This window comes from Nocardioides ureilyticus, assembly GCF_051280745.1.
GTDB lineage: Bacteria > Actinomycetota > Actinomycetes > Propionibacteriales > Nocardioidaceae > Nocardioides.
The window spans coordinates 1-23,977 of the sequence record NZ_JBNCOG010000045.1; the positions used below are offsets into that span (position 1 = coordinate 1).

At 73.7% G+C, this 23,977-nt stretch carries 21 protein-coding genes; 8 read left to right on the forward strand and 13 right to left on the reverse strand.

The genetic code is table 11. The features are described 5' to 3' along the window. Positions 1-149 precede the first annotated feature (149 nt). The 3 genes from ACSMHG_RS17940 (at position 150) to ACSMHG_RS17950 (ending at position 3,310) form a co-directional block, all read left to right on the forward strand. Complete coding sequence (locus ACSMHG_RS17940) at positions 150-1,055, forward strand: ABC transporter permease (RefSeq protein ID WP_435747657.1); 906 nt, start codon at positions 150-152, stop codon at positions 1,053-1,055. 42 nt (positions 1,056-1,097) lie between these two features. Next, positions 1,098-1,898: an ABC transporter permease gene (locus tag ACSMHG_RS17945; RefSeq protein WP_435747659.1), complete on the forward strand. Its 801-nt coding sequence runs from the start codon at positions 1,098-1,100 to the stop codon at positions 1,896-1,898. A 71-nt stretch (positions 1,899-1,969) separates the two neighbouring features. Continuing rightward, complete coding sequence (locus tag ACSMHG_RS17950; RefSeq protein ID WP_435747661.1) at positions 1,970-3,310, forward strand: NAD-dependent succinate-semialdehyde dehydrogenase; 1,341 nt, start codon at positions 1,970-1,972, stop codon at positions 3,308-3,310. Between the two features lie 97 nt (positions 3,311-3,407). Here ACSMHG_RS17950 and ACSMHG_RS17955 read toward each other — a convergent pair whose 3' ends face one another. The 3 genes from ACSMHG_RS17955 to gabT are packed head-to-tail and all read right to left on the reverse strand — an operon-like array spanning position 3,408 to position 7,479. Then, the gene (locus ACSMHG_RS17955; RefSeq protein ID WP_435747662.1) at positions 3,408-4,832 is read right to left on the reverse strand and encodes an NAD-dependent succinate-semialdehyde dehydrogenase; all 1,425 of its coding nucleotides are present in this window, start codon (positions 4,830-4,832) and stop codon (positions 3,408-3,410) included. Continuing rightward, the gene (locus tag ACSMHG_RS17960; RefSeq protein ID WP_435747664.1) at positions 4,829-6,136 is read right to left on the reverse strand and encodes a Glu/Leu/Phe/Val family dehydrogenase; all 1,308 of its coding nucleotides are present in this window, start codon (positions 6,134-6,136) and stop codon (positions 4,829-4,831) included. Before ACSMHG_RS17960 ends, ACSMHG_RS17955 begins: the two co-directional genes overlap by 4 nt. Beyond that, a complete protein-coding gene (gabT, locus tag ACSMHG_RS17965; RefSeq protein WP_435747696.1) occupies positions 6,133-7,479 on the reverse strand; it encodes a 4-aminobutyrate--2-oxoglutarate transaminase in 1,347 nt (448 codons plus the stop codon). The genes ACSMHG_RS17960 and gabT overlap by 4 nt, the downstream gene beginning before the upstream one ends. Before the next feature lie 202 nt (positions 7,480-7,681). On the opposite strand from gabT, the gene ACSMHG_RS17970 reads away from it, so the two are divergent. Further along, positions 7,682-8,566 (forward strand): LysR family transcriptional regulator, encoded by an 885-nt coding sequence (locus ACSMHG_RS17970; RefSeq protein ID WP_435747666.1) that lies wholly within the window; start codon positions 7,682-7,684, stop codon positions 8,564-8,566. 208 nt (positions 8,567-8,774) lie between these two features. On the opposite strand, the gene ACSMHG_RS17975 is transcribed toward ACSMHG_RS17970, so the two are convergent. Then, positions 8,775-9,392 (reverse strand): TetR/AcrR family transcriptional regulator, encoded by a 618-nt coding sequence (locus ACSMHG_RS17975; RefSeq protein WP_435747668.1) that lies wholly within the window; start codon positions 9,390-9,392, stop codon positions 8,775-8,777. 124 nt (positions 9,393-9,516) lie between these two features. Here ACSMHG_RS17975 and ACSMHG_RS17980 point away from each other — a divergent pair, with 124 nt between their 5' ends. Further along, positions 9,517-10,416 (forward strand): carbon-nitrogen hydrolase family protein, encoded by a 900-nt coding sequence (locus ACSMHG_RS17980; protein WP_435747670.1) that lies wholly within the window; start codon positions 9,517-9,519, stop codon positions 10,414-10,416. A gap of 1 nt (position 10,417) precedes the next feature. After that, the gene (locus tag ACSMHG_RS17985; RefSeq protein ID WP_435747672.1) at positions 10,418-11,764 is read left to right on the forward strand and encodes an APC family permease; all 1,347 of its coding nucleotides are present in this window, start codon (positions 10,418-10,420) and stop codon (positions 11,762-11,764) included. A gap of 37 nt (positions 11,765-11,801) precedes the next feature. Here the strand turns inward: ACSMHG_RS17985 and ACSMHG_RS17990 are convergent, their stop codons facing one another. The 6 genes from ACSMHG_RS17990 to ACSMHG_RS18015 all read right to left on the reverse strand — a co-directional run bounded on the left by ACSMHG_RS17990 (position 11,802) and on the right by ACSMHG_RS18015 (position 18,098). Continuing rightward, entirely contained in the window at positions 11,802-13,304 is a 1,503-nt protein-coding gene (locus ACSMHG_RS17990; protein WP_435747674.1) for a sensor histidine kinase, read from the reverse strand. Continuing rightward, entirely contained in the window at positions 13,301-14,023 is a 723-nt protein-coding gene (locus ACSMHG_RS17995; RefSeq protein WP_435747676.1) for a response regulator transcription factor, read from the reverse strand. The genes ACSMHG_RS17990 and ACSMHG_RS17995 overlap by 4 nt, the downstream gene beginning before the upstream one ends. A gap of 66 nt (positions 14,024-14,089) precedes the next feature. Then, positions 14,090-14,902 carry an ABC transporter ATP-binding protein gene (locus tag ACSMHG_RS18000; protein WP_435747678.1) on the reverse strand — a complete coding sequence of 271 codons (813 nt, stop codon included), beginning with the start codon at positions 14,900-14,902 and terminating at the stop codon, positions 14,090-14,092. After that, positions 14,899-15,933, reverse strand: coding sequence for a FecCD family ABC transporter permease (locus ACSMHG_RS18005; protein ID WP_435747680.1), 1,035 nt, complete (start codon positions 15,931-15,933; stop codon positions 14,899-14,901). The genes ACSMHG_RS18000 and ACSMHG_RS18005 overlap by 4 nt, the downstream gene beginning before the upstream one ends. A 13-nt stretch (positions 15,934-15,946) precedes the next feature. Then, on the reverse strand, positions 15,947-16,984 hold the full coding sequence (locus tag ACSMHG_RS18010; RefSeq protein WP_435747682.1) for a FecCD family ABC transporter permease: 1,038 nt from the start codon (positions 16,982-16,984) through the stop codon (positions 15,947-15,949). A gap of 37 nt (positions 16,985-17,021) precedes the next feature. Further along, positions 17,022-18,098: an iron-siderophore ABC transporter substrate-binding protein gene (locus ACSMHG_RS18015; protein ID WP_435747684.1), complete on the reverse strand. Its 1,077-nt coding sequence runs from the start codon at positions 18,096-18,098 to the stop codon at positions 17,022-17,024. 105 nt (positions 18,099-18,203) lie between these two features. On the opposite strand from ACSMHG_RS18015, the gene ACSMHG_RS18020 reads away from it, so the two are divergent. Then, on the forward strand, positions 18,204-19,001 hold the full coding sequence (locus ACSMHG_RS18020) for a siderophore-interacting protein (protein WP_435747686.1): 798 nt from the start codon (positions 18,204-18,206) through the stop codon (positions 18,999-19,001). A gap of 116 nt (positions 19,002-19,117) precedes the next feature. On the opposite strand, the gene ACSMHG_RS18025 is transcribed toward ACSMHG_RS18020, so the two are convergent. The 3 genes from ACSMHG_RS18025 to ACSMHG_RS18035 form a co-directional block, all read right to left on the reverse strand. After that, the gene (locus ACSMHG_RS18025) at positions 19,118-19,876 is read right to left on the reverse strand and encodes a sulfite exporter TauE/SafE family protein (RefSeq protein ID WP_435747688.1); all 759 of its coding nucleotides are present in this window, start codon (positions 19,874-19,876) and stop codon (positions 19,118-19,120) included. Positions 19,877-19,942: 66 nt separating this feature from the next. Beyond that, entirely contained in the window at positions 19,943-21,406 is a 1,464-nt protein-coding gene (locus tag ACSMHG_RS18030; RefSeq protein ID WP_435747690.1) for a protein adenylyltransferase SelO, read from the reverse strand. 44 nt (positions 21,407-21,450) lie between these two features. Continuing rightward, the gene (locus ACSMHG_RS18035) at positions 21,451-22,602 is read right to left on the reverse strand and encodes an ROK family transcriptional regulator (RefSeq protein WP_435747692.1); all 1,152 of its coding nucleotides are present in this window, start codon (positions 22,600-22,602) and stop codon (positions 21,451-21,453) included. Between the two features lie 159 nt (positions 22,603-22,761). On the opposite strand from ACSMHG_RS18035, the gene ACSMHG_RS18040 reads away from it, so the two are divergent. Further along, on the forward strand, positions 22,762-23,868 hold the full coding sequence (locus tag ACSMHG_RS18040; protein WP_435747694.1) for a sugar ABC transporter substrate-binding protein: 1,107 nt from the start codon (positions 22,762-22,764) through the stop codon (positions 23,866-23,868). Positions 23,869-23,977 lie beyond the last annotated feature (109 nt).

Here is a 23,977-nt window from a genome sequence, read left to right on the forward strand (position 1 = left end):
CTCTCGCGGGAGGCGGCCCCGGTCTCCGGGGCCGGCCGTGCCCCCCCCCCCCCCCGGGGGGGGGCCCCCCCCGGGGGGGGCCCCCCCCCGGCCAGCCGGCCGAGCCCGAGCCGGGCGGTCGCTCACTCGTCCGCCGTCTCCTCGCCCGGGTGCTGGCGTGGGTGCACCGGGTGCTCGCCTGGGTGCGCCGGGTGCCGCGCCGGGTCTCCGCCTTCCTCGCCGTCCACGGCTGGGTGCGGCTGGTCCTGTTCCTGACCGCGCCGCTGGCCTGGCTGGTCCTCATCTACGTCGTGGCGCTGGCCGCGCTGCTCGTCGCGGCGTTCTGGTCCGTCGACAGCTTCACCGGCGAGATCGACCGGTCCTGGACCATCGACAACCTCCGCGAGCTGGTCACCGAGCCGCTCTACCGCACGGTCACCCTGCGGACCCTCGGCGTCGCCGCCCTCGTCACGGTGATCGACGTGGCCATCGCGCTGCCGATCGCCTACTACATGGGCAAGGTGGCCAGCCCGCGCGTGCGCCGGGCGCTGGTCATCGCGGTGCTCACGCCGCTGTGGGCCAGCTACCTGGTCAAGGCCTTCGCGTGGCGCTCCCTGCTCTCCGACGCCGGCCTGGTCGACTGGGCCGCGGGCCTGCTGGGCATGGAGGGGCCGGGCTACGGCCTGACCGCCGTCGTGATCACCCAGGCCTACATCTGGCTGCCCTACGTCATCCTGCCGATCTACGCCGGCGTCGAGCGCGTCCCCGACTCGCTCCTCGAGGCGTCGGGGGACCTGGGGGCGTCCGCCTGGACGACGACGCGCGCGGTGGTGGTGCCGCTGCTGCTCCCGGCGGTGGTGGCCGGCACCATCTTCAGCTTCTCGCTGACGCTGGGTGACTACATCACCGTCAACATCGTCGGCGGCGCGAACCAGATGCTCGGCAACCTCGTCTACGTCAACGTCGGTGCCGCCAACAACCTGCCGCTCGCCGCGGCGATCGCCCTCATCCCGATCGTCATCATGTTCGGCTACCTCGCCGCCGTGCGCCGTACCGGCGCGCTCGACAACCTCTGACGGCGCTCCCCGGACCGTCGTCAGCCCACCCGGAGACTCCTCGTGACCCTCAGCCCGCTCGCCCGCCGCCTGCTCGCCACGGCCACCGGCGTGATCCTGTTCGTGATGTACGCGCCGTTGGCCATCGTGGTGCTCAACTCCTTCAACGCCGACCCCTCGATGACGTGGCCGCCGTCGGGCTTCACGACCGACTGGTGGGTGCGGGCGTACCACAGCCAGGGTGCTCGGGACGCGGTGTGGACGAGCGTGCAGGTGGCGCTGGCCTCGACGGCCGTCGCGCTGCTGCTCGGCACGCTGGCGGCGTTCGCCCTGCAGCGGTTCGACTTCTTCGGCAAGCACAGCGTCAACCTGCTGGTCATCCTGCCGATCGCGCTGCCCGGCGTCGTCACCGGCATCGCGCTGAACAACGCCTTCCGCGGCGTGCTCGCCATCGAGCTGTCGGTGATGACCCTGATCGTGGCCCACGCGACGTTCTGCATCGTCACCGTGTTCAACAACGTCATCGCGCGGGTCCGCCGGATGGGCGGCAACCTGGAGGAGGCCTCCTCCGACCTCGGCGCCGGGCTGTGGACGACGTTCCGGCTGGTGACGCTGCCGCAGCTCAGGTCGGCCCTGCTGGCGGGCGGGCTGCTGGCGTTCGCGCTGAGCTTCGACGAGATCATCGTGACCACGTTCACCGCCGGGCCCGGGACCACCACGCTGCCGATCTGGATCCTCAACAACCTGTTCCGGCCCAACCAGGCGCCGGTCGTCGCGGTCGTCGCCGTGGTCCTGATCCTGGTGTCCCTGGTGCCGATCTGGCTGGCCCAGCGGCTCTCCGGCGACACTGACGTGGTTCGCTGAGCCCAGCCCCGAACGACCCGACCGACCCGACCCCTCGGCGCCCCCGGGCGCCACGTCCGAAGGAGACAGACATGAGCACGTACGCCGTCGTCGACCCCGCCACGGGGGAGCAGGTCAAGACCTACCCCACCGACTCCGACGAGCAGGTGATGGCTGCGGTCGGGAAGGCCCACGAGGCCCACCGGCAGTGGGCCCGCACCACGCCGGTCGAGGAGCGCGCCGCGCTGGTCGGCCGGGTGGCGGAGCTGCACACCGAGCGCCGCCAGGAGCTGGCCGAGGCGATGGTCCGCGAGATGGGCAAGCCGCTCGACGACGCCCTCGGCGAGGTCGACTTCAGCGCCGCCATCTACTCCTACTACGCCGAGAACGCCGCGCAGTTCCTGGCCGACGAGCCGATCACGCTGCTCGAGGGCGAGGGCTCCGCGGTGGTCAAGAAGCGGCCGCTGGGCGTGCTGCTCGGGATCATGCCGTGGAACTTCCCGGCCTACCAGGTCGCGCGCTTCGCCGGCCCGAATCTCGCGGCCGGCAACACCATCGTGCTCAAGCACGCCCCGCAGTGCCCGGACTCCGCGGCGCTGCTCGAGCAGCTCATCCGCGACGCCGGCTTCCCCGAGGGCGCCTACGTCAACGTCTACGCCACCAACGAGCAGATCGAGCAGGTGATCGCCGACCCGCGCGTGCAGGGGGTCTCCCTCACCGGCTCCGAGCGGGCAGGCGCCGCCGTCGCCGAGATCGCCGGCCGGCACCTGAAGAAGGTCGTGCTCGAGCTCGGCGGCTCCGACCCCTTCATCGTGCTCTCGACCGACGACCTCGACGCCACGGTCGAGGCCGCCGTCGCCGCGCGCCTCGACAACACCGGGCAGGCCTGCAACGCCGGCAAGCGCGTCATCGTGCTCGAGGACCTCTACGACGACTTCGTCGCCCGCTACACCGAGAAGATGCTCGGCACCGAGGCGGCGCCGCTGTCGTCGGAGGCGGCGGCGCAGCGGCTCGAGGAGCAGGTCTCCGGCGCGGTCGCCGAGGGCGCCTCGCTCGCCACCGCCGGCGAGCGCCGCGGCGCGTGGTACGCCCCCGGCGTGCTGACCGGCATCGAGCCGACGCACGACGCCTACCACGAGGAGCTGTTCGGCCCGGTCGCGATGGTCTTCAAGGCCCGCGACGAGGCGCACGCCATCGAGATCGCCAACGACACGCCGTACGGCCTGGGCTCCTACGTCTTCACCACCGACCCCGAGCAGGCGCAGCGGGTCGCGGAGCAGATCGAGGCCGGCATGGTCTTCATCAACGGCGTGGGCGCCGAGGGCGCGGAGCTGCCGTTCGGCGGGGTCAAGCGCTCCGGCTTCGGCCGCGAGCTCGGCCGGTTCGGCATCGAGGAGTTCCTCAACCGCAAGCTGGTCCGCACCGTCGCCTGAGCCCGCGCCCAGGCACAGACCGAGACACACGAAGGGCCCGGCACCGCGTTCGCGGTGCCGGGCCCTTGCGCTCGCCTGCGGCGGGGATCGCCCGTCGTCAGGCGGGCCAGTCGACGCTGAGGTACTGCGTCTCCTGGAACTCCCGGAGCCCCTCGCGCGCACCCTCGCGGCCCAGGCCGCTCTGCTTGACGCCGCCGAACGGCGCCGACGGGTCGGAGACCAGGCCGCGGTTGATGCCGACCATGCCGGCGTCGATCGCCTCGCCGAGGCGCAGCGCCCGGCCGAGGTCGCCGGCGAAGACGTACGCGGCGAGGCCGTACTCGGTGTCGTTGGTCAGCCCGAGCAGCTCCTCGTCGGTCGACCAGGTGACGACCGGCGCCACGGGCCCGAAGACCTCCTCCTGCACGATCGCCGCGTCGGGGGCGACGTCGACCAGGACGGTCGGCGGGTAGAAGTGGCCGGCCGCCTCGGGCATCGTCGCCTGGTGGCTGATCCGGGCCCCGGCCGACACCGCCTCGTCGACGGTACGCCGGACCCGGTCCCGCGCCGCGGCGGTGATGAGCGGGCCGATCGCGCAGCCGTCGGCCGCGGGGCCGACGCTCAGCGCCTCGACGGCGGCGCCGAAGCGCGCGACGAACTCCTCCGCCACGTCCTGGTGGACGTAGAGCCGGTTGGCCGCGGTGCACGCCTGCCCGCCGTTGCGGAACTTCGCGATCATCGCGCCGGCGACGGCGGCGTCGAGGTCGGCGTCCTCGGTGACCACGAACGGCGCGTTGCCGCCGAGCTCCATCGAGGCGTTGAGGACCCGGTCGGCCGCCTGGCGCAGCAGGACCCGGCCGACGCCGGTGCTGCCGGTGAAGGAGACCTTGCGGACCCGCTCGTCGGCCAGCCAGGTGCTGACCACGCTGGCGGCGTCGGTCGTGGTGACGACGTTGACGACGCCCTCGGGGACCCCCGCCTCGGTGAGCAGCCGGGCGACCGCGAGCGCGGTGAGCGGCGTCTCGGCCGCCGGCTTGAGGACCACGGTGCACCCGGCGGCGAGCGCCGGGCCGATCTTGCGGGTGGCCATCGCGGCGGGGAAGTTCCACGGCGTCACGAGCGCCGCGACCCCGACCGGGCGGTGGGTGACGATGCTGCGGGTGCCACCGGCCGGCGACTCGCCGTAGTCGCCCCCGGCGCGGACCGCCTCCTCGGCGAACCAGCGGAAGAACTCCGCGGCGTACCCGACCTCGGCAGCGGCGTCGGCCAGCGACTTGCCGTTCTCCCGGGCGATCAGCGTGGCGAGCTCGTCGCGGTCGCGGAGCATCAGCCGGTGCGCCTCGGCCAGCGCCTCGGAGCGCACCCGGGGTGCGGTGCGCGACCAGGTGCGGAAGGCCTCGGCGGCCCGGTCCACGGCCCGCGTGGCCTCGTCGGCGCCGTGGTCGGGGACCTCGGCGAGGACGGCGAGGGTGGCGGGGTCCTCGACGCTGAACGTCGGCACGTCGGCAGGCGTCGCGGCTTGCTCGAGCAGGGTGTCGGTCACGGGTAGAGCCCTCTCTGTCGGTGGGCCTCGGCCACCCGGCGGACGGCGAGGCAGGTGGCGGCGGTGCGCAGGGGCACCTGCCGTCGGGTGGACTCGGCGAGCACCTGCTGCCAGGCGCTGGCCATGCGGTCGGCGAGCCGGGCCTCGACCTCGGCCTCGCTCCACCAGTACGCCTGGTTGGCCTGCACCCACTCGAAGTAGGAGACGACCACGCCGCCGGCGTTGGCGAGGATGTCGGGGACCACGAGGACGCCCTGCTCCTCCAGGAGCCGGTCGGCCTCGGTGGTGGTGGGGCCGTTGGCGCCCTCGACGACGACCCGGGCGCGGACCGAGCCGGCGTTGTCGGCGTGGAGCACGCCCTCGACGGCCGCGGGCACGAGCAGGTCGACGTCCAGCGCCAGCAGGGTCGCCTGGTCGACCGGCTGGGCGCCGGCGAACCCGGTGACGGTGCCGGTCTCGTCGACGTGGGCCTCCAGCGCCGCGAGGTCCAGCCCGTCGGCGCAGTGCACCCCGCCGTACTGGTCGCTCACGGCGAGCACCCGGACGCCGGCCTCGTCGAGGAAGCGGGCGGCGCCCCGGCCCACCTTGCCGAAGCCCTGCACGGCCGCGGTGGCGGACGTGGGCTCGCAGCCGACGTGGCGCAGCGCCGCGAGCGCGGTGTAGACGACGCCGCGCGAGGTCGCGCTCGCCCGGCCCAGCGAACCGCCGAGGCTGACCGGCTTGCCGGTGACGACGCCGAGGACCGTGTGCCCGCTGGCCACCGAGAAGGTGTCCATCATCCAGGCCATGGTGTCCTCGTCGGTCCCGATGTCGGGCGCGGGGATGTCCTTGGTGGGGCCGATGACCGGCATGATCTCGGAGGTGTAACGGCGGGTGACCCGCTCGAGCTCGGAGGTGCTGTAGCGGCGCGGGTCGATCGCGACGCCGCCCTTCGCGCCGCCGTACGGCACGTCGAGCAGGGCGCACTTCCACGTCATCCACATGGCCAGCGCGCGGACCTCGTCGAGGTCGACCTCGGGGCTGAACCGCAGGCCGCCCTTGGCCGGACCGCGGGAGAGGTTGTGCTGCACCCGGTGGCCGGTCAGCAGCTCGACCGAGCCGTCGTCGCGGCGGAGCGGGATGCTGACGGTCACCTCGCGGCGGGGCGCGGCCAGCATCTGGAACATGCCCTCGTCGTAGCCGAGGAGCTCGACCGCGGAGCGCAGCTGCTCGCGGGCGTCCTGGAGCGGCCCGGGCGCCTCCGTGGTGAGGGGAGTGGTGGTGCTGGCGGTGGCGGCGCCCGGGCGGTGGTCGACGGCGGTCACGGGGCCACGGCCTCCTGGGACGTGGCCGCACGGTCGGCGGCGAACGCCTCGGTGAGGAGGTCGAGCGCCTCGGTGAGCAGCTCGTCGCTGATGCTCAGCGGCGGGAGGAAGCGCAGCACGTTGCCGTAGGTGCCGCACGTCAGCACGATGACGCCGGCGCGGTGGGCGGTGGCGGCGATCCGCTTGGCGAGGTCGGCGTCCGGCTCCTGGGTGCCGCTCCGGACCAGCTCGACGGCGATCATCGCGCCGCGGCCGCGGACGTCGCCGACGCGGTCGTCGGCGGCCTGCAGCTCGCCGAGCCGGGCCTTCATCAGCTCCTCGACCTGGCGGGCGCGGCCGACGAGGTCGTCGGCCTCGATGGTCTCGATCGCGGCCAGGGCGGCGGCGCAGGCGATCGGGTTGCCGCCGTAGGTGCCGCCGAGGCCGCCGACGTGCGGGGCGTCCATGATCTCGGCCCGGCCGGTCACCGCGGAGAGCGGCAGGCCGCCGGCGATGCCCTTGGCGGTCACGATGAGGTCGGGCACGACGCCCTCGCGGTCGCAGGCGAACAGGTCGCCGGTGCGCGCGAACCCGGTCTGCACCTCGTCGGCGACGAAGACGACGCCGTGGCTGCGGCACCACTCGGCCAGGGCCGGGAGGAAGCCGGTGGCCGGCTCGATGAAGCCGCCCTCGCCCTGGATCGGCTCGATGACCACGGCGGCGAGGTTCTCCGCGCCGACCTGCTTCTCGATCACGTCGACCGCGCGGGCCGCCGCGGCGGCACCGTCGAGGTCGCCGTCGCGGTAGGGGTAGGAGAGCGGCGCGCGGTAGACCTCGGGCGCGAACGGGCCGAAGCCGTGCTTGTACGGCATGTTCTTGGCCGTCATCGCCATCGTCAGGTTGGTGCGGCCGTGGTAGGCGTGGTCGAAGACCACCACCGCGTCGCGGCCGGTGTGCGCGCGAGCGATCTTGACGGCGTTCTCGACCGCCTCCGCGCCGGAGTTGAACAGGGCGGTCCGCTTCTCGTGGTCGCCGGGGGTGACGCGGTTGAGCGCCTCGGCGACCGAGACGTAGGCGTCGTACGGCGTGACCATGAAGCAGGTGTGGGTGAAGGCCGCGACCTGCTCCTGCACGGCCGCCACGACCCGGGGGGCGCTGTTGCCGACCGTGGTCACCGCGATGCCGGAGCCGAGGTCGATCAGGTGGTTGCCGTCGACGTCGACCACGACGCCGCCGGCAGCGCGGGCGGCGAAGACCGGCATGGTGGTCCCGACGCCGGCGGCCACGGCGTCGGTCTTGCGCACCATCAGCTCCTGCGACCGGGGGCCGGGGAGGTCGGTGACCAGGCGGCGCACCTGCGCCACGCCCTGGTTGCCCTGGTCGGCCGGGTTGCCCTGGGCGTCGGCGGTGGCGGCCTGCTCGGCGCCGGTCTGCGTGCTGGTCACGGTGCTCTCCTCCTGCTCGGGTGCGTCCCTCCGAGTCTGCGACCCCCGCACTATGCTGTCCAATACTTGTTCGGCAGGAAGTCGGTGCCGCCCAGGCATGGCTGTGGACGAAGGGCATTCGATGGAGCTGCGGCACCTGCGCTACTTCGTGGCTACCGTCGACGACGGCTCGGTGACGGGCGCGGCCGCACGGCTGCACGTCACCCAGCCGGGCCTCTCCCGGCAGCTGCGCCAGCTCGAGGCCGAGCTGGGGGTCGAGCTCTTCGCCCGCTCCGGCGGCCGCCTCGTGCCGACCCAGGCCGGGCGGGCACTGGCTCCGCTGGCCCGGGACCTGCTCGAGCGCGTCGACGCGTTCGGGGTCGCGGCGACGTACCTGGCCCACGGGCGGCTCGAGCGGGTGACGATCGGGGCGCCGACGGTGACGCTGACCGACGTGGTCTCGCCGTTCGTCGCCACGCTGGAGCCCGACGACCCGACCGTCGACGTGCTCGCCGCCGACGGCCTCGACCCGGTCGACGCCCTGCGCCGCGGTGCCGACCTGGTCATCGGCACGGTCCGCCCGCAGCCGCCGTACCGGTCCCGGCCGCTGGCCGTGCTCCCGGTGTGGGCCTACGTGCCGCCCGGGCACCGCTGGGCCGAGCGGGAGCGGGTCACCCTGGCCGAGCTGCTCGGCGAGCCGTTGATCGGCCTGCCGCGCCACTTCACGGCCCGGCAGTCGCTGGAGGCGGCCGCGGCCGAGACGGGAGCGACGTACGGCTCCCTGGTCGAGGCCGCCAACGGCACCGTGGCCCAGGCGCTGGCCGCCGCCGGCCGCGGTGTCGCCGTCGTCTCCGACGACCCGCGCTACGACCTGGTGCCGCTGGCGGTCGACGTGGGTGAGCGACTGCTGAGCATCCGGCTGGTGGCGGTGTGGGACGCTGGCCACCCCGCCGCCGGGCTGCTGGAGACCCTCGCGCGCCGGCTCGGCACGTTCGTCCGCGAGCGGTACGGCACGGTGGCGGGTTGAGCGGCGGGGCATCCCAGGTTTACTTGGGATGCTGACGCTTCGCGGCGCATGTGATGGCCGGGAGGCGTGAGGGTCCCAGGTTTACTTGGGATGCTGACGCTCCGCGGCGCATGCAACGGCCGAGAAGCATCAGGGAGGGCCGGGAAGTGCGTGCCAGTGGTGCCGATGAGGCCCATGGTGCTTGTGAGGCCCAGGCCGGGGGGTCGGGCTACGCCTCGGTCCCGGCCCGGTCCTCGGTGAGCCCCACCATCAGCCGCGCGTGGGTCCGCAGCCGCTCGAGGACGTCCTCGGCAGCGGCCGAGCCGGCCACCACCTCGATCCCGTACCCGTCCTCGAGGGCGACGAGCCCGCGGGCGAGGAACGGCGCGGGGGCCTGCAGCCGGAAGGTGCCGTCCGCCTCGCCCTCGTCCAGCACCTGCTCGTAGAGCCCCACCTGTTGGGCGAAGAACGTCGCCTGCTCGGCCGCCGCCAGCTCGTTGCGGAAGGTGATCGGGACGAGCTCGTAGAGCAGCCGGCTCGTCGTCATCGGCTCGCCCGGGAACGGCACGCCCGTGCGCAGGCAGGCGTCCAGGCGCTCCCACGCTCCGGTGGCCGCCTCGAGGGCGGCCTGCCGGCGCAGGATGTAGGTCCGGGTCCCCTGCTCGAAGACGGCGGCCAGCAGGTCGCCCATGTCGGGGTAGTAGTAGAGGACCGAGGCCGGCGTGAGCCCGGCCTCCGCGGCGATGTCGCGCAGGCGCGCATTGGTCGACCCGTGGGCGAGGACCGCCTGCGCCGCAGCCTCGACCAGCTGGCTGCGGCGAGCCGTCTGGTCGCGTCGTCTCGCCATGGCCGCATCCTGGCACGGAGCGACGAAGGGGTTGACAGCCACCATTCTTTAAATAAACTTTGTTGAAACCTGTGAGCCGGACCACCTCAGCGGCCACGGGTCTCGACCAGAAGGGAGCGCCTCCATGGCCTCACCCCTCCCGCTCGCTCTCGTCCAGGCCCCGGCCCACCCGGCCGGCGAGACGGCGTCCTTCCTCGCCGAGGTGGAGCGGCTGCACCGCGACCGCCCCGCCGCCCGGCTCATCGCCTACCCGGAGCTGCACCTGTGCGGTCCCGCGGCCGGTGCCGCCGCGCACGAGGCGTCCACACCCGAGCAGCTCGCCGAGCCGCTCGAGGGCCCGCGCGACAAGGACCTCGCCGCGCTCGCCGGCGACCTCGGCATCTGGCTGGTGCCGGGCAGCGTCTACGAGCTCGGGGACGACGGCCGGGTCTACAACACCGCCCCGGTCTACTCGCCCGACGGCCGCCGAGTCGCGGCGTACCGCAAGATCTTCCCCTGGCGCCCCTACGAGACGTGCACCCCGGGCAGCGAGTTCGTGGTCGTCGACCTGGGCGACCACGGGCGGGTGGGCCTCTCGATCTGCTACGACGCGTGGTTCCCCGAGCACGCGCGCCAGCTGGCGTGGATGGGGGCCGACCTGGTCCTCAACCTCGTCCAGACGCCCACGGCCGACCGTGACCAGGAGGTGGTGCTGGCCCGGGCGAACGCGATCACCAACCAGGTCTTCGTCGCCAGCCTCAACGGCGCCGCCCCCACCGCCCTCGGCCGCTCCATGGTGGTCGACGCGGAGGGCCACGTCCGCTCCGCCGCGCCCAGCAACGAGCGCATGGTCCTCACCGACGTGGTCGACCTCGGGCAGGCCGCCACCGTGCGCCGGTACGGCACGGCGGGCCTCAACCGCCTGTGGGACCAGCTCGGCCCCGACGACCAGGTGCTCGACCTCCCCGCGTACTCCGGAAAGCTCGACCCCCGCACCTGGAGCGCCGGCCACGGCGCTCCGGCGCCCGACGAGAAGCAGGCCTGACATGTCCGCACCCACCTCACGACTGGTCCCCACCCTGGGGCTCGCCTCGATCGTCGTCTTCGGCCTCGCCTACATGTCGCCGAGCATCGTCGCCTCGACGTTCGGCGTCATCGCCGTCACCTCGAACGGCGCCGCACCCACGGCCTACCTCGTGGCGACCCTCGCCATGGCGCTCACCGCGCTCAGCTACGGCAAGCTCGCCCGGATCTACCCGGCCTCGGGCTCGGTCTACACCTACGCCCGCAAGCTGCTGGACTCGCGCCTCGGCTTCCTCGCCGGGTGGGCGCTCCTGCTCGACTACTTCTTCCTGCCGATGGTGGCCTGGTTCATCACCGCGCTCTACCTCAACGTGCAGTTCCCGGTGCTGCCGGTGTGGGGCTGGCTGACCGTGGTCATCGGGGTCAGCACCCTGGTCAACGTCGTCGGCCTGGTCCTGGCCGACCGGGTCAACAAGGCGTTGCTCGCCCTCACCGCCGTCGCGCTCGCCGCGCTCGTCGTCGTCTGCCTCCACGAGGTCTCCGGCTCGCCGGCGGGCACCTTCACCGGGAGCCTGTGGGCCCCGGCCACCTCGGTCGGGGCGATCACCGCGGCCGCCGCCATCGCGGCGTACTCCTTCCTCGGCTTCGACGCGATCAGCACGCTGAGCGAGGAGGTCAAGGACGCCGAGCGCAACGTCCCGCGGGGCATCCTGCTGACCGTCCTCATCGGCGGCGGCATCTTCTTCGTGGTCGCCCTGCTCATGCAGTGGGTGCACCCGGGCACGGCCTTCGACGACCCGGAGACCGCCGGCTACGCGATCGCCGCCGACGTCGCGGGCCAGGGCTTCGCCGACGTCTTCAACGTGATGACCCTCCTCGGTGGCTTCGCCTCCTGCGTGGCGATCCAGGCCAGCACCAGCCGGCTGATGTACGTCATGGGCCGCGACGGCGTGCTGCCCAAGAAGGCCTTCGGCTACCTCCACCCGCGCTTCCGCACGCCGGTCTTCAACATCCTGCTCATCGCGGCCGCCGGCTTCTTCGCCACGAAGCTCTCGCTGGCCACCGCGACCTCGTTCATCAACTTCGGCGCCTTCCTGGCGTTCACCGTCGTGAACATCTGCGTGATCGCCGCCTTCGTCCGCTTCCGCCGCGAGGGCCGGCAGATGCCGGTGCTCGGGTACGTCGTGCTGCCGACGCTGGGTGCGCTCGTCGACGCCTACCTGCTGACCAAGCTGAGCGGCAACGCCATCCTGCTCGGCTCGGGCTGGCTCGTGATCGGCATCGTCTACCTGCTCGTCCTCACCCGGGGGCTGCGCCAGGCCCCGCCGGAGTTCACGGTCGAGGAGGCCACCGAGCACGCACCGGCCTGACGGTGACGGCGGGGGCCCGCCCGGCAGGGGCGGGCCCTCAGCCGGTCCTCGCGCCGCTCGGCAGGCGGACCTCGACCGCCGTCCGGCCGGGGCCGCTGGTGAGCGAGACCCGACCGCCGTGGGCGGCGACGATCGCCTCGACCAGGGCCAGCCCCAGGCCGGCGCCGCCCTCGCGGTGCCGTGCGGCGTCGCCGCGGGCGAACCGCTCGAAGGCGTGGTCGATCAGCTCCGGTGGGAAGCCGGGGCCGTCGTCGGTCACGGTCAGCACGACCCCGTCCGGTGCAGCGGCGCCGCCCACAGTCACCGTGGTGCCGGCCGGGGTGTGCTTGCGGGCGTTCGTGAGCAGGTTCGTCACCACCTGGTGCAGGCGCTGCTCGTCGCCGACCACCTCCAGCGGGTCCTCGCCGAGCTCGAGGCGCCAGCGGTGCTCGGGCGCCAGCACCCGCGCGTCCTGGGTCGCCTCCAGCAGCAGCCGGGTCACGTCGACCGGCTCCTGGGCCAGCGGCCGTCCGGCGTCGAGGCGGGCGAGCAGGAGGAGGTCCTCGACGAGGGACGTCATCCGCGTGGACTCCTCGGCCACCTTGGCGAGCGCCGTGGCCGAGGCGCCGACGTCGTCGGGGCGTCGGCGGGCCAGCTCGGTGTAGCCGGCGATCGTGGCCAGCGGCGTGCGCAGCTCGTGCGAGGCGTCGGCGACGAACTGCCGGACCTGCTGCTCGCTGCGGTGGCGCGCCTGCAGGGCCGACTCCACGTGGGCCAGCAGGGTGTCCAGGGCGGCGCCGACCTGGCCCACCTCGGTCGCCTCGTCGCGCAGGTGCTGCGGCACCCGGTCGGCGAGCCCCTCGACCTCGCCGGTGCCGAGCGGGAGTGAGGCGACGTCGTGGGCGGTGGCCGCCACCTCCCGCAGCGGCCTCAGCTGGCGGCGTACGACGAGGAGGCCGGCGCCCGCCGCGACCACGCCACCGAGCCCGACGAGCAGCGCCTCCCACGTCACCAGCGTGCGGACGACGTCGTCCACCTCGTCGGTGGGGAGCCCCGCGACGACGGTGCCTCCGGCCAGCTCGGTGACCACGACCCGGTAGGAGCCGGCGCCCTCGAGGGCCACCTCGTGCGGGCGGCCGTCCGCGGGGACGTCGGCGAGGTCGTCGAGCGCCTCGTCCTCGAGGACCCGGGAGGCCCCCTCCCCCGCACGGCCCTGGGTGAGCACCCAGCCGAAGTCGGCCTGGCCGGTGACGTCGAGGAACGCGGTGAGCGAGCCGAGGTCCTGGATGCGTGGCCCGCGAGGCCGGTCCGGTCCGTCCCCGGGCCCCCGGCCGAAGAGGTCGTCGGCAGCGACCAGGCCGGGGACGACCCCCTGCTGGTAGGCGACGAGGTCGTTCGAGGCGCGGGCGGCCGCGCGCTCCAGCTCGTCGTCGAGCCGGTCGAGGAGGTAGCCGCGCACGGCCAGCGCGGTGGCCAGCGAGATGAGGGCGGCGACCACCACGACGAGCGCGACGGCCGAGGCCGTCACGCGGGCGGTGAGCGAGCGGAGCAGCGACCTCACCCGGCCGGCTTGAGGACGTACCCGGCGCCGCGCATGGTGTGGATCATCGGCTCCCGGCCGGCGTCGATCTTCTTGCGCAGGTAGGAGACGTAGAGCTCGACGACGTTGGCCTGGCCGCCGAAGTCGTAGTTCCAGACCCGGTCGAGGATCTGCGCCTTGCTCAGCACCCGGCGCGGGTTACGCATGAAGAACCGCAGCAGCTCGAACTCCGTGGCGGTCAGCGTGATCTCGTCGGTGCCGCGGAAGACCTCGTGGCTGTCCTCGTCCAGCCGGAGGTCGCCGACGGTGAGCACCGAGGAGGTCGCCGCCTGCTGGGCGCCCGCCCGCCGCATCAGCCCGCGCAGCCGGGCGACCACCTCCTCGAGGGAGAACGGCTTCGTGACGTAGTCGTCGCCGCCGGCGGTGAGCCCGGCGACGCGGTCCTCGACGGCGTCGCGCGCGGTGAGGAAGAGGACCGGTACGTCGGGGTCGACGGCCCGCATCCGACGCAGCACCTCCAGCCCGTCGAGGTCGGGGAGCATGATGTCGAGGACGACCGCGTCGGGGCGGGTCTCCCTGGCGGCCGCGACGGCCTTCGACCCGGTGTGGGCGGTGGTCACCTGCCACCCCTCGTAGCGCAGCGCCATCGAGACCAGCTCGGCGAGGTTCACCTCGTCGTCGACGACCAGCACGCGCAGCGGCGTGCCGTCGGGACGGGTGAGGTCGGGGGCGGCGCTCATGGGCCCATCCTGCCGCCCGACCCTGTGCGTCGGCTGTGAGCGGCCGGTGAGGTCACCCGGTGTCGGTCAGTGGGCCGGCACGGCCACGTGGTGCCGGCCGATGGGGAGCATCAGCGGCCGCCCGGAGACGGGGTCGGTGGTGACGTGGGAGTCCAGTCCGAAGACGGCCCGGACGGTGTCCTCGGTGAGCACCTCGTGCGGGCCGCCGGCGGCGTGCAGCCGGCCCTCGGCGAGGGCGATGAGGTGGTCGGCGTACCGCGCGGCGAGGTTGAGGTCGTGCAGGACCATCACGATGGTGGTGCCGCGGTCGCGGTTGAGGTCGGTGAGCAGGTCGAGGACCTCCACCTGGTGGCTCACGTCCAGGTACGTCGTCGGCTCGTCGAGCAGCAGCACGTCGGTCTGCTGCGCGAGGGCCATGGCGATCCACACCCGCTGGCGCTGGCCCCCGGACAGCTCGTCGACCGGCCGGTCCGCCAGCTCGACGGTGTCGGTCGCCTCGAGGGCGGCCGCGACCGCGGCGTCGTCCGCGGCGGTCCACCGCGAGAGCAGCCGCTGGTGCGGGTTGCGGCCCCGGCCGACGAGGTCGCTGACCGTGATGCCCTCCGGCGCGGTCGGCGCCTGGGGCAGCAGGCCGAGCGTCCGGGCCAGCTCCTTGGCCGGCATCCGGTGCACCTGCTTGCCGTCGAGCAGCACCTGCCCGGTCCGCGGCCGGAGCAGCCGCGACATCGAGCGCAGCAGGGTGGACTTGCCGCACGCGTTGGCGCCGACGATCGCGGTGACGCGGCCCGGCGGCACGAGCAGGTCGAGCCGCTCGATCACGGTCCGCTCGCCGTAGCCGAGGGTCAGGCCCTCGACGTTGAGCACGTGGTCGTGGGTCACAGGGAGCCTCCGGTGCGGTGGGAGCGGACGATCAGGTAGACGAGGTACGGCGCGCCCAGGACGCCGGTGACCACGCCGACGGGGTAGCGGTGGTCGAAGGCGTTCTGCCCGGCCAGGTCGGCCACCAGGACGAGCAGCGCGCCCACCAGCGCCGAGGGGACCAGCAGCGAGACGCCCGGCCCGATGAGCCGGGCGGCGATTGGGCCGGAGAGGAACGCGACGAAGGCGATCGGGCCGGCGGCCGCGGTCGCGAAGGCGATGAGCCCCACGGCCGCGACGATGACCGTGAGCCGGGTGCGCTCGACGCGGACGCCGAGCGCGGAGGCGGCGTCGTCGCCCAGCTGGAGCAGCTCGAGGTGCCGGCTGCTCGCGAGCAGGACCGGCCCCAGGACGGCGAGCGCCACCAGGGTCGGCACGACGTCGCCCCAGCCGGCGCTGTTGAGGCTCCCGGCGAGCCAGCGGGTCGCCTCCTGGAAGTCCCACGCCGCCGCCTGCTCGAGCAGGTAGGAGATGACGCTCTCCAGCATCAGCGCGATGGCGATGCCGATCAGGATGAGCCGGGCGCCGGCGACGCCGTCGCGGAAGGAGAGGACGTAGATGAGCAGCGCGACGCCGAGGCCGGAGGCGATGGCCAGCGCCGAGACCACCGGGCCGTCGACCTCCAGCGTCACGATCGCGAACGCCGCGGCGGCGCTGGCGCCCAGGCTGATGCCGATGATGTCGGGGCTGGCCAACGGGTTGCGCAGCATCGTCTGGAAGGTGACCCCTCCGAGCCCGAAGCAGAGGCCGACGAGCAGGCCGAGGACCGCCCGCGGCAGGCGCAGCCGCCCGACGGTGAACGAGGCGCCGGCGACGTCCTGCCCGAGGATCACCGAGACCACGTCGGCGGGCGGGTAGAACGTCCTCCCCACCATCAGGCTGGCCGCGAGCGCCACCAGGACGAGGACGGCCAGGACCAGCAGGACGGACCGTCGGCGGGCGGTGCGCCCCGCTCGGGAGCGGACCACCCGCTCGACGGTCTGCGCGCTCACCGCTGCACCGCCGTCACAGGGCACGAACCTTCTGGCGGCGGACCACGTGGATGAAGAACGGGGCGCCGATGAGCGCGGTGATGATGCCGACGTCGACCTCGCTCGGCCGGGCCACGACGCGGCCCACCACGTCGGCCGCGGTCAGCAGGCTGGCGCCGCCGAGCGCGCACAGCGGGAGCAGCCACCGGTGGTCGACCCCGGCGAGCATCCGGAACAGGTGGGGGATCACCAGGCCGACGAAGGAGATCGGGCCCGCGATCGCGGTCGCCGCGCCGCAGAGGACGACCGCGCCGAACGCCGCGGCGCCCCGGGTGATCGCCACCCGCTCGCCCAGCCCGGCGGCCACGTCGTCGCCCAGGGCGAGCGAGTTCAGGCCTCGCGCGCAACCCAGGCAGACCAGCAGGCCGACGACGAAGAACGGGGCGGCGAGGGAGATCGTGTCGAGGGAGGCGCCGCCGACCCCGCCGACGCGCCACGACTGGAAGCGGTCGGAGATGTCGCCGCGGGGCAGGACGAGCGCGGTGATGAAGGAGGCGAACGCGGCCGACGTGGCCGTGCCCGCGAGGGCGAGCTTCAGCGGCGTGGCGCCGCTGCGCCCCAGCGAGCCCACGGCGTACACGAAGACGGCGGAGATGCCGGCGCCGGCGATGCCCACCCAGATGTGGCTGGAGGGGGCGGTCAGGCCGAACCAGACCATGCCGACGAGAACCGCGAGCGAGGCCCCCATGTTGACCCCCAGGATGCCCGGGTCGGCGAGCGGGTTGCGGGTGACGCCCTGCATGACCGCGCCTGCGACCGCCAGCGACCCGCCGACCACGACCGCCAGGAGCGTGCGGGGGATCCGCTTGGTCACCGCGGCCTCGGCGAGGGTCTCGCTGGAGCCACCGAGGGCCGCAACGATGTCGGACCAGCCGACCTCGCGTGAGCCGATCGCCACGGAGGCGGCCATGGCCGCCACCAGCACGGCCAGGCCGACGAGGGACCAGAGGACGCGCGAACGCCCCGGGCGTCGTACGACGACGCCCGGGGCGGGTGCGGCGGTGGTGGTCACCGGCTGCTCGCGGGGGCGGGGCGGGTGGCTCGGCTGCTCAGGAGCCGTTGCTCGCGCCGGCCGCCTCGGCGAGCATCGCGACGTAGTCCTCGAGCACGTAGGAGATGGACAGCGGGGTCGGGTTGGCCGCGGTGCCGAGCGGGTTGTTCGGCAGCAGGACGATGGCGTCGTTCTCGACCGCGGGCATCTTCGAGAGCAGCGGGTCGGACTGCAGCGCGTCGACGAGCTCCTGGTCGCCGTAGGTCACGATGACCTCGACGTCGTCGAGCTGGTCGATCTGCTCGGCGCTGAGGGTGCCGGAGAACTGGTCGGTCTCGGCCGAGGCCTCGGCGATGCTCTCGGGGGTGTCGAGCCCGAGGTCCTCGAAGAACTTCGCCCGGGTGTCGTGGGTGGTGTAGTAGCTGACCTCGCTGAGGTCGGTGGTGTCGACGTGGGTGAGGAACATCGCCGAGGCGTCGTCGAGCTCCGGGTGCTCCGCCACCGCCGCGTCGATCTCGGCCTCGAGGTCGCTGACCAGCTGCTCGCCCTCGTCGGCCATGCCCATGCCCGTGGCGTTGAGGCGGATCATGTCCCGCCACTCCGTCGACCACGCGGCCTCCGGGTACGCGACGACCGGCGCGATCTCGGTGAGCGTGTCGTAGTCCTCCTGGGTCAGGCCCGAGTAGGAGGCCAGGATGACGTCGGGGTCGGTGTCCGCGACCGCCTCGAAGTCGATGCCGTCGGTCTCGTCGAAGAGGACCGGGGTCTCGCCGCCGAGCTCGTCGAGGCGCTCGGCCACCCACGGCAGGATGCCGTCGCCGTCGTCGTCGCCGAAGTTCGCCGCGGCCATCCCGACCGGGACGACGCCGAGGGCGAGGGGCACCTCGTGGTTGGCCCAGTTCACGGTCGCGACCCGCTCCGGCTCCTCCTCGATCGTGGTGGTGCCGAGGGCGTGCTCGATGCTGATCGGGTACTCGACCGAGCTCGACGCCGCGTCGGTGGCGTCCGGCGCGTCGGTGGCCTCGGCGGGCTCGTCGCTGGAGCCGCCGCAGGCGGAGAGGAGGAGCAGGGAGGCGGCCCCGAGGGAGCCGGCCAGGAGGCGCAGGGAGTGCACGGGATGGTGTCCTTTCAGCATGGGAGGCACGGTCGTGCCGGACCGGACCGGGCGGTGGCCACCCGCCTGCGACTCGGTCAGTTGGTAAGGCTAACCTAACTGAGATAGGTCTCAGGAGGAGGGGTCATGTACGGACGAGTGGAGTCCACGACGCGGGTGACGCCCGCGATGGTGCGGGTGGTGCTCGGCGGAGAGGGGCTCGCCGGCTTCGCGACGCCCCCAGGAACCGATGCCTACGTCAACCTCGCCATCGCGCCCCCCGGGGCGCCGTACGGCCCGGTCTTCGAGCCGGCCGAGGTGCGCGAGGAGCAGCCGCAGGAGTGGTGGCCGGCCCGTCGGCGCTACACCGTGCGGGAGTGGGATGCCGAGCAGGGCCTGCTGACGATCGACTTCGTCGTCCACGGCGACGAGGGCGTGGCTGGACCGTGGGCTGCGGCCGCCGGGCCGGGTGACGTGCTCGTCCTCGAGGGACCGAGCGGCGGCTACCGCCCCGACCCGGAGGCCGACTGGCACCTCCTGGTGGGCGACGAGTCGGCGCTGCCGGCCATCGCGGCGTCGTTGCCGCACGTCCCGGCGGACCGGCCCGTCGTGGTCCGGGTCCTCTGCGACGACCCCGACCACGAGCTGCCGCTCGAGACGCCGGGCGACCTCGACCTCGTCTGGCTGCACCGCGCCGGCGCGGCGGACCCGGCCGGCCTGCTCGTGGAGTCGCTCCGCGGCCTTGACGCGCCACCGGGACGGGTGCACGCCTTCGTGCACGGCGAGGCCGACGAGATCCGCCAGGTGCGCCGGCACCTGCTGGCCGACCGAGGTCTTCCCCGTGCCGACATGTCCTGCTCGCCGTACTGGCGGAGGACGATGACCGACGAGGCCTGGCGCCGGGTCAAGCGCGACTTCGTCGCCGCCATGGAGTCCGACGCCTGACGCGTTGAGTCGTGACCTCTGACCGTCGAATCGGGGGTTGTGACGGTCGGGTCGGGGGTTGGGTCGTCACAAGTCACGACTCGACGGCGACAAGTCACGACTCGACGGTCGGTCGGTCAGTCGAGCAGGAGCCACGCCGCGAGGCCGAATCCGGCGGCCGCCACGGCGTACCGCAGCGGCCGCTCGGGCAGCACCCGCACCACCTGGGGGCCGGTCCAGGCACCCACCAGGGCGCCGGCGCCGAGGGCGAGCGCCGCCCCCAGGTCGACCGGCGCGACCGCGAGGTAGGCGACCGTCGCCACGATGTTGGCCACGCCGGTGCCGATGTTCTTCACCGCGTTGGTCACCGGCAGCGGCTCGTGGTCACGGATGGCCAGCACGGCCAGCAGGATGATCCCCGACCCCGCGCCGAAGTAGCCGGCGTAGGCCCCCACCAGCAGCAGGGCCCCCGTCCAGGCGCTCCGGCGGAGCAGGCTGCCGCGCACCCGCACCGACGCGTGCTCGGCGCGGGCCCGGAGCCGGTCCCGGCCGAGGAGCAGCGCGGCGCCGAAGGCGATGAGCCACGGCACGACGGCGTCGAACCAGCGCGCGGGGGTGGTCAGCAGCAGGGCCGCGCCGGCCGCGCCTCCGAGGGCCATCTGCAGGCCGAGGACCGCGAGCCGCGGGCCCTGCCCCCGCAGCTCGGGCCGTGATCCGGCGGCCGCGCCGGCGGTCGTGGCCATCATCGCGGTCGTGTTCGTGACGTTGGCGGCGACGGGAGGCAGCCCGTAGGCCAGCAGGGCGGGGTAGCTCACCACCGACGCGAGGCCGGCGATCGAGCCGACGAGGCCGGAGCCCACCCCGGCGAGGACCAGCCACCACCAGTCCCCGCCCATGTCGGCGCAGTATGCCGTCCGTCCGGCTGCGTCGACGCGCGGTGCCCGGCGTCGGACGTGGTCGGGTCAGGTGCCGCAGAACGTGGTGTAGGAGCCGAAGTCCGGCGGGGCCGGTGCGGCGTACCGCTCCAGGCCGGGGCGCTCGTCGTACGGCGCCCGCAGCACCTCGACCAGCCGCTCGACGGGGCCGAGGTCACCGGCGGTGGCCGCGTCGAGCGCCTCCTCGACGAGGTGGTTGCGCGGCACGTAGACGGGGTTGGTGCGGTCCATCGCGTCCGGGTCGGGGTCCAGCCCGCGCCAGCGGTCGAGCCAGGCGTCGAGCGCGGGCAGGTCCAGCACCAGCCCGCGCACCGGCTCGGCGTCGCCCCGCGCGGCGCTCGAGAGGCCGCGGAAGAAGCTGGTCCAGTCGACGTGCCCGGACTGCAGCAGCGGGAAGAGGTCGTCGACGAGTGGCGCAGCGACCTCGTCGCTGACGTCGGCCGGCAGGCCCAGCTTGGCGCGCAGCCGGCTGGCGAAGGCGGCGCCGTAGCGCTCGCGGAACCCCCCGAGCGCCTCAGTCGCGATCTCGATCCCGGCCTCCTGGTCCTCCGCGAGCAGCGGCAGCATCGCTTCCGCCAGCCGGGCGAGGTTCCACTCCGCGACGATCGGCTGGTTGCCGTAGGCGTAGCGACCGCCCTCGTCGATCGAGCTGAAGACGGTGGCGGGGTCGAAGGCCTCCATGAACGCGCACGGGCCGTAGTCGATGGTCTCGCCGGAGAGCGTCATGTTGTCGGTGTTCATGACCCCGTGCACGAACCCGACCGCCATCCACTGCGCCACGAGCGCGGCCTGGACGTCACGGACCGCCTCGAAGAGGGCGAGGTACGGCGCCTCGGCGTCCCGCGCGGCGGGGTGGTGCCGGTCGATGGCATGGTCGGCCACCCGCCGCAGGAGGTCGGCGTCGCCGGTGGCCCGCGCCAGCTGCACGGTCCCGACCCGCAGGTGGCTCGAGGCGACCCGGGCCAGCACAGCGCCGGGCAGGGGCGTCTCCCGCCGGACCGTCCGCCCGGTCCCGACGACCGCGAGCGACCGGGTGGTCGGGATGCCGAGGGCGTGCATGGCGACGGAGACGACGTGCTCGCGGAGCATCGGCCCGACGGCCGCGAAGCCGTCGCCGCCGCGGGCGAACGGCGTACGGCCGGAGCCCTTGAGGTGGAGGTCGACCATGCCGCCCTCGGGCGCGCAGAGCTCGCCGAGGAGCAGGGCCCGGCCGTCGCCGAGGCGGGGGGAGTAGCCGCCGAACTGGTGCCCGGCGTAGGCCTGCGCGACGGGCCGAGCCGCCTCGGGCACGGCGAGGCCGGTCAGGAACCGCAGCCCGTCCTCGCTGCGCAGCCACCGGGGGTCGAGACCCAGGTCGACCGCGAGCGCCTCGTCGATCGCGAGCAGCCGAGGTGCCGGAGCCTCCGCCGCCTGCCAGGGGAGGGCCAGCTCGGGGAGCTCGTCGGCGAAGCGGTGACGAAGGTCGATGCGGAAGTCGGGGGTGACGCTCACCCGTTCCACGGTACGTCGCACGGCCAGCGCCCGGCCGCGACCGCTCACACCACCAGGGGGGTCCGCTCCGCGGCGAGGAGCACCGCTCCGACCAGGCTGGCCCGGCCGCCGAGCTCGCTGCGGAGGACCGGCGTGGTGGCGACGGGGTCGAGCGCGTGCCGCCGCAGGCCGATCCTGACCGGCTCGAGCAGCAGGTCCCCGGCCCGCGCCATGTCGCCGCCGACGACCACGATCGCCGGGTTCAGCAGGTTCACCACGCCGGCGAGGCCGCGGCCCAGGTGCATGCCGGCCTCCTCGAGGGCGCGGAGCGCGGCGACGTTGCCGCTGCGCGCTGCGGCCACGACGCCGTCGACGTCGTCGGCGCCCGGGAGCTGGCCGGCGAGCTTCTGCCGGACGAACGGGGTGGCGGTGTACGCCTCGAGGCAGCCGCGCTTGCCGCAGCGGCACGGCGGCCCCTGCTCGTCGAGGGTCAGGTGGCCGATCTCGCCGGCGGTGCCCTGGGCGCCGTGGAAGAGCTCGTTGCCGAGGATGATCCCGGCGCCCACGCCGGAGGAGGTCTTGACGAAGACCGAGCTGTCGTGGCCGCGGCCGGCCCCGCCCCGGTGCTCGGCCAGGGCGCCGAGGTTGGCGTCGTTCTCCACGTGCGCGGGTGCGCCGAAGACCTCCTCGGTCGCCGCCCGGGCATTGACGTCCTCCCAGCCCGGGAAGATCGACGCCGAGGTGATCACGTCACCGGCCATCGGCGCCGGCAGCCCGAGCGCGACCGCACGCAGCGGTGCGGGCCCGGTGTCGAGGTCGGCGAGCAGGCCGCGCGCGAGCTCCAGGGCGGCGCGGTGGTCCACCCCGGCGTCCCCCGTGTGCCGGCGCTCGGCGAGCACGCTCCCGGAGAGGTCGCCCACGGCCACCGCCACGTGGCTGTGGCCGAAGTCGATGCCGTAGACCACGCCCGCGGACTGGGAGAGGCGGACCGAGGAGCCGCGTCGGCCACTGCCCGGCGCGGAGTCGACCAGGCCTTGTGCCGCCAGCTCGCGCACGATGTTCGACACCGTCGCGGGCGCCAGTCCGGTCGCCCGGGAGAGCTCGGCCTGGGTGAACGCGTCGGTCCCGCCGCGGAGCACGTCGAGCAGCCGGCGCTGGTTCGCGGCACGGAGGGAGGAGGTCGACCCCGGTGCTGCGTCGAGGTCCGACACGGGCATGGGCGGAGTGTGACGGGCGGCGCGCTTTGTCGTCAAGCCCCGAAGACAAGAGTGAGACGGTGCGTCTCAGGACATTGGTTGTCTTCAACTCTTGACGGCAAGAGAGTGAGCGTCGACACTCGTCGCACTGCTTGCCGTTCGACGACCACAGGAGAACCCGTGACCACACCCTTCCACCGCGCGGCCGCCCTCGGCGCCGCCTTCGTGCTCGGCGCCAGCGTGCTGTCGGCCTGCGGCGCCAACGAGGCCCAGGAGTCGGGCTCGGGCGAGGGGTCGGGCTCCGGCTCCGGCGCCACCATCGCGCTGCTGCTCCCGGAGTCGAAGACCACCCGCTACGAAGCCTTCGACAAGCCGCTCTTCGAGGCGCAGGTCGCCGAGCTGTGCTCGGAGTGCGAGGTCCTCTACTACAACGCCGACCAGGACGAGTCCAGGCAGGCCCAGCAGCTCACCACCGCGCTCAACGACGGCGCCGATGTGGTCGTCCTCGACCCGGTCAACGGCGCCGGCGCCACCGGCATGGTCTCCGAGGCCCAGGGCCAGGACGTGCCCGTCATCGCCTACGACCGCTTCATCGCGGGTGCCGACTACTACATGTCCTTCGACAACGAGACCGTCGGCCGGATGCAGGGCGAGGCGCTCGTCGAGGCGATGGGCGACGAGGGCGACATCCTCATGCTGAACGGCGCGCCCAGCGACCCCAACGCCGCCCAGTTCAAAGCCGGCGCCCACAGCGTGCTCGACGAGAGCGGGGTGACCATCCTCGAGGAGTACGACAACCCCGACTGGAGCCCCGAGAACGCCCAGCAGTGGACGAACGACCAGCTGAGCAAGTACGACGCCTCCGAGATCGACGGCGTCTACGCCGCCAACGACGGCCAGGCGGGTGGCGTGGTCGCCGCGCTGACCGGGGCCGGCGTCTCGGCCGACGAGCTGCCCCCGATCACCGGCCAGGACGCCGAGATCGCCGCCATCCAGCGGATCCTCGCCGGCGAGCAGGCGATGACGATCTACAAGCCCATCCCGATCGAGGCGGAGACCGCCGCCGAGGTCGCGGTCGAGCTCGCCACGGGTGAGGAGGTCGGCGAGACGACCGACACCGGGGTCACGCAGAGCGAGTACGAGGGCGTCGCGTCGTACATCTTCGACCCGATCGTCGTCACGCAGGACAACGTCGCGGACACCGTCATCGCGGACGGCTTCTACAGCGCCGAGGACATCTGTACCGGCGACTACGCCGACGACTGCGAGGCGGCCGGCATCTCCTGATGGACGCCACGACACAGGTGCCGGCCGGGGACGAGGTCGTCCTCTCCCTGGCCGGCATCACCAAGCGGTTCGGAGCCGTGCAGGCCCTCTCCGACGTCTCGATCGACGT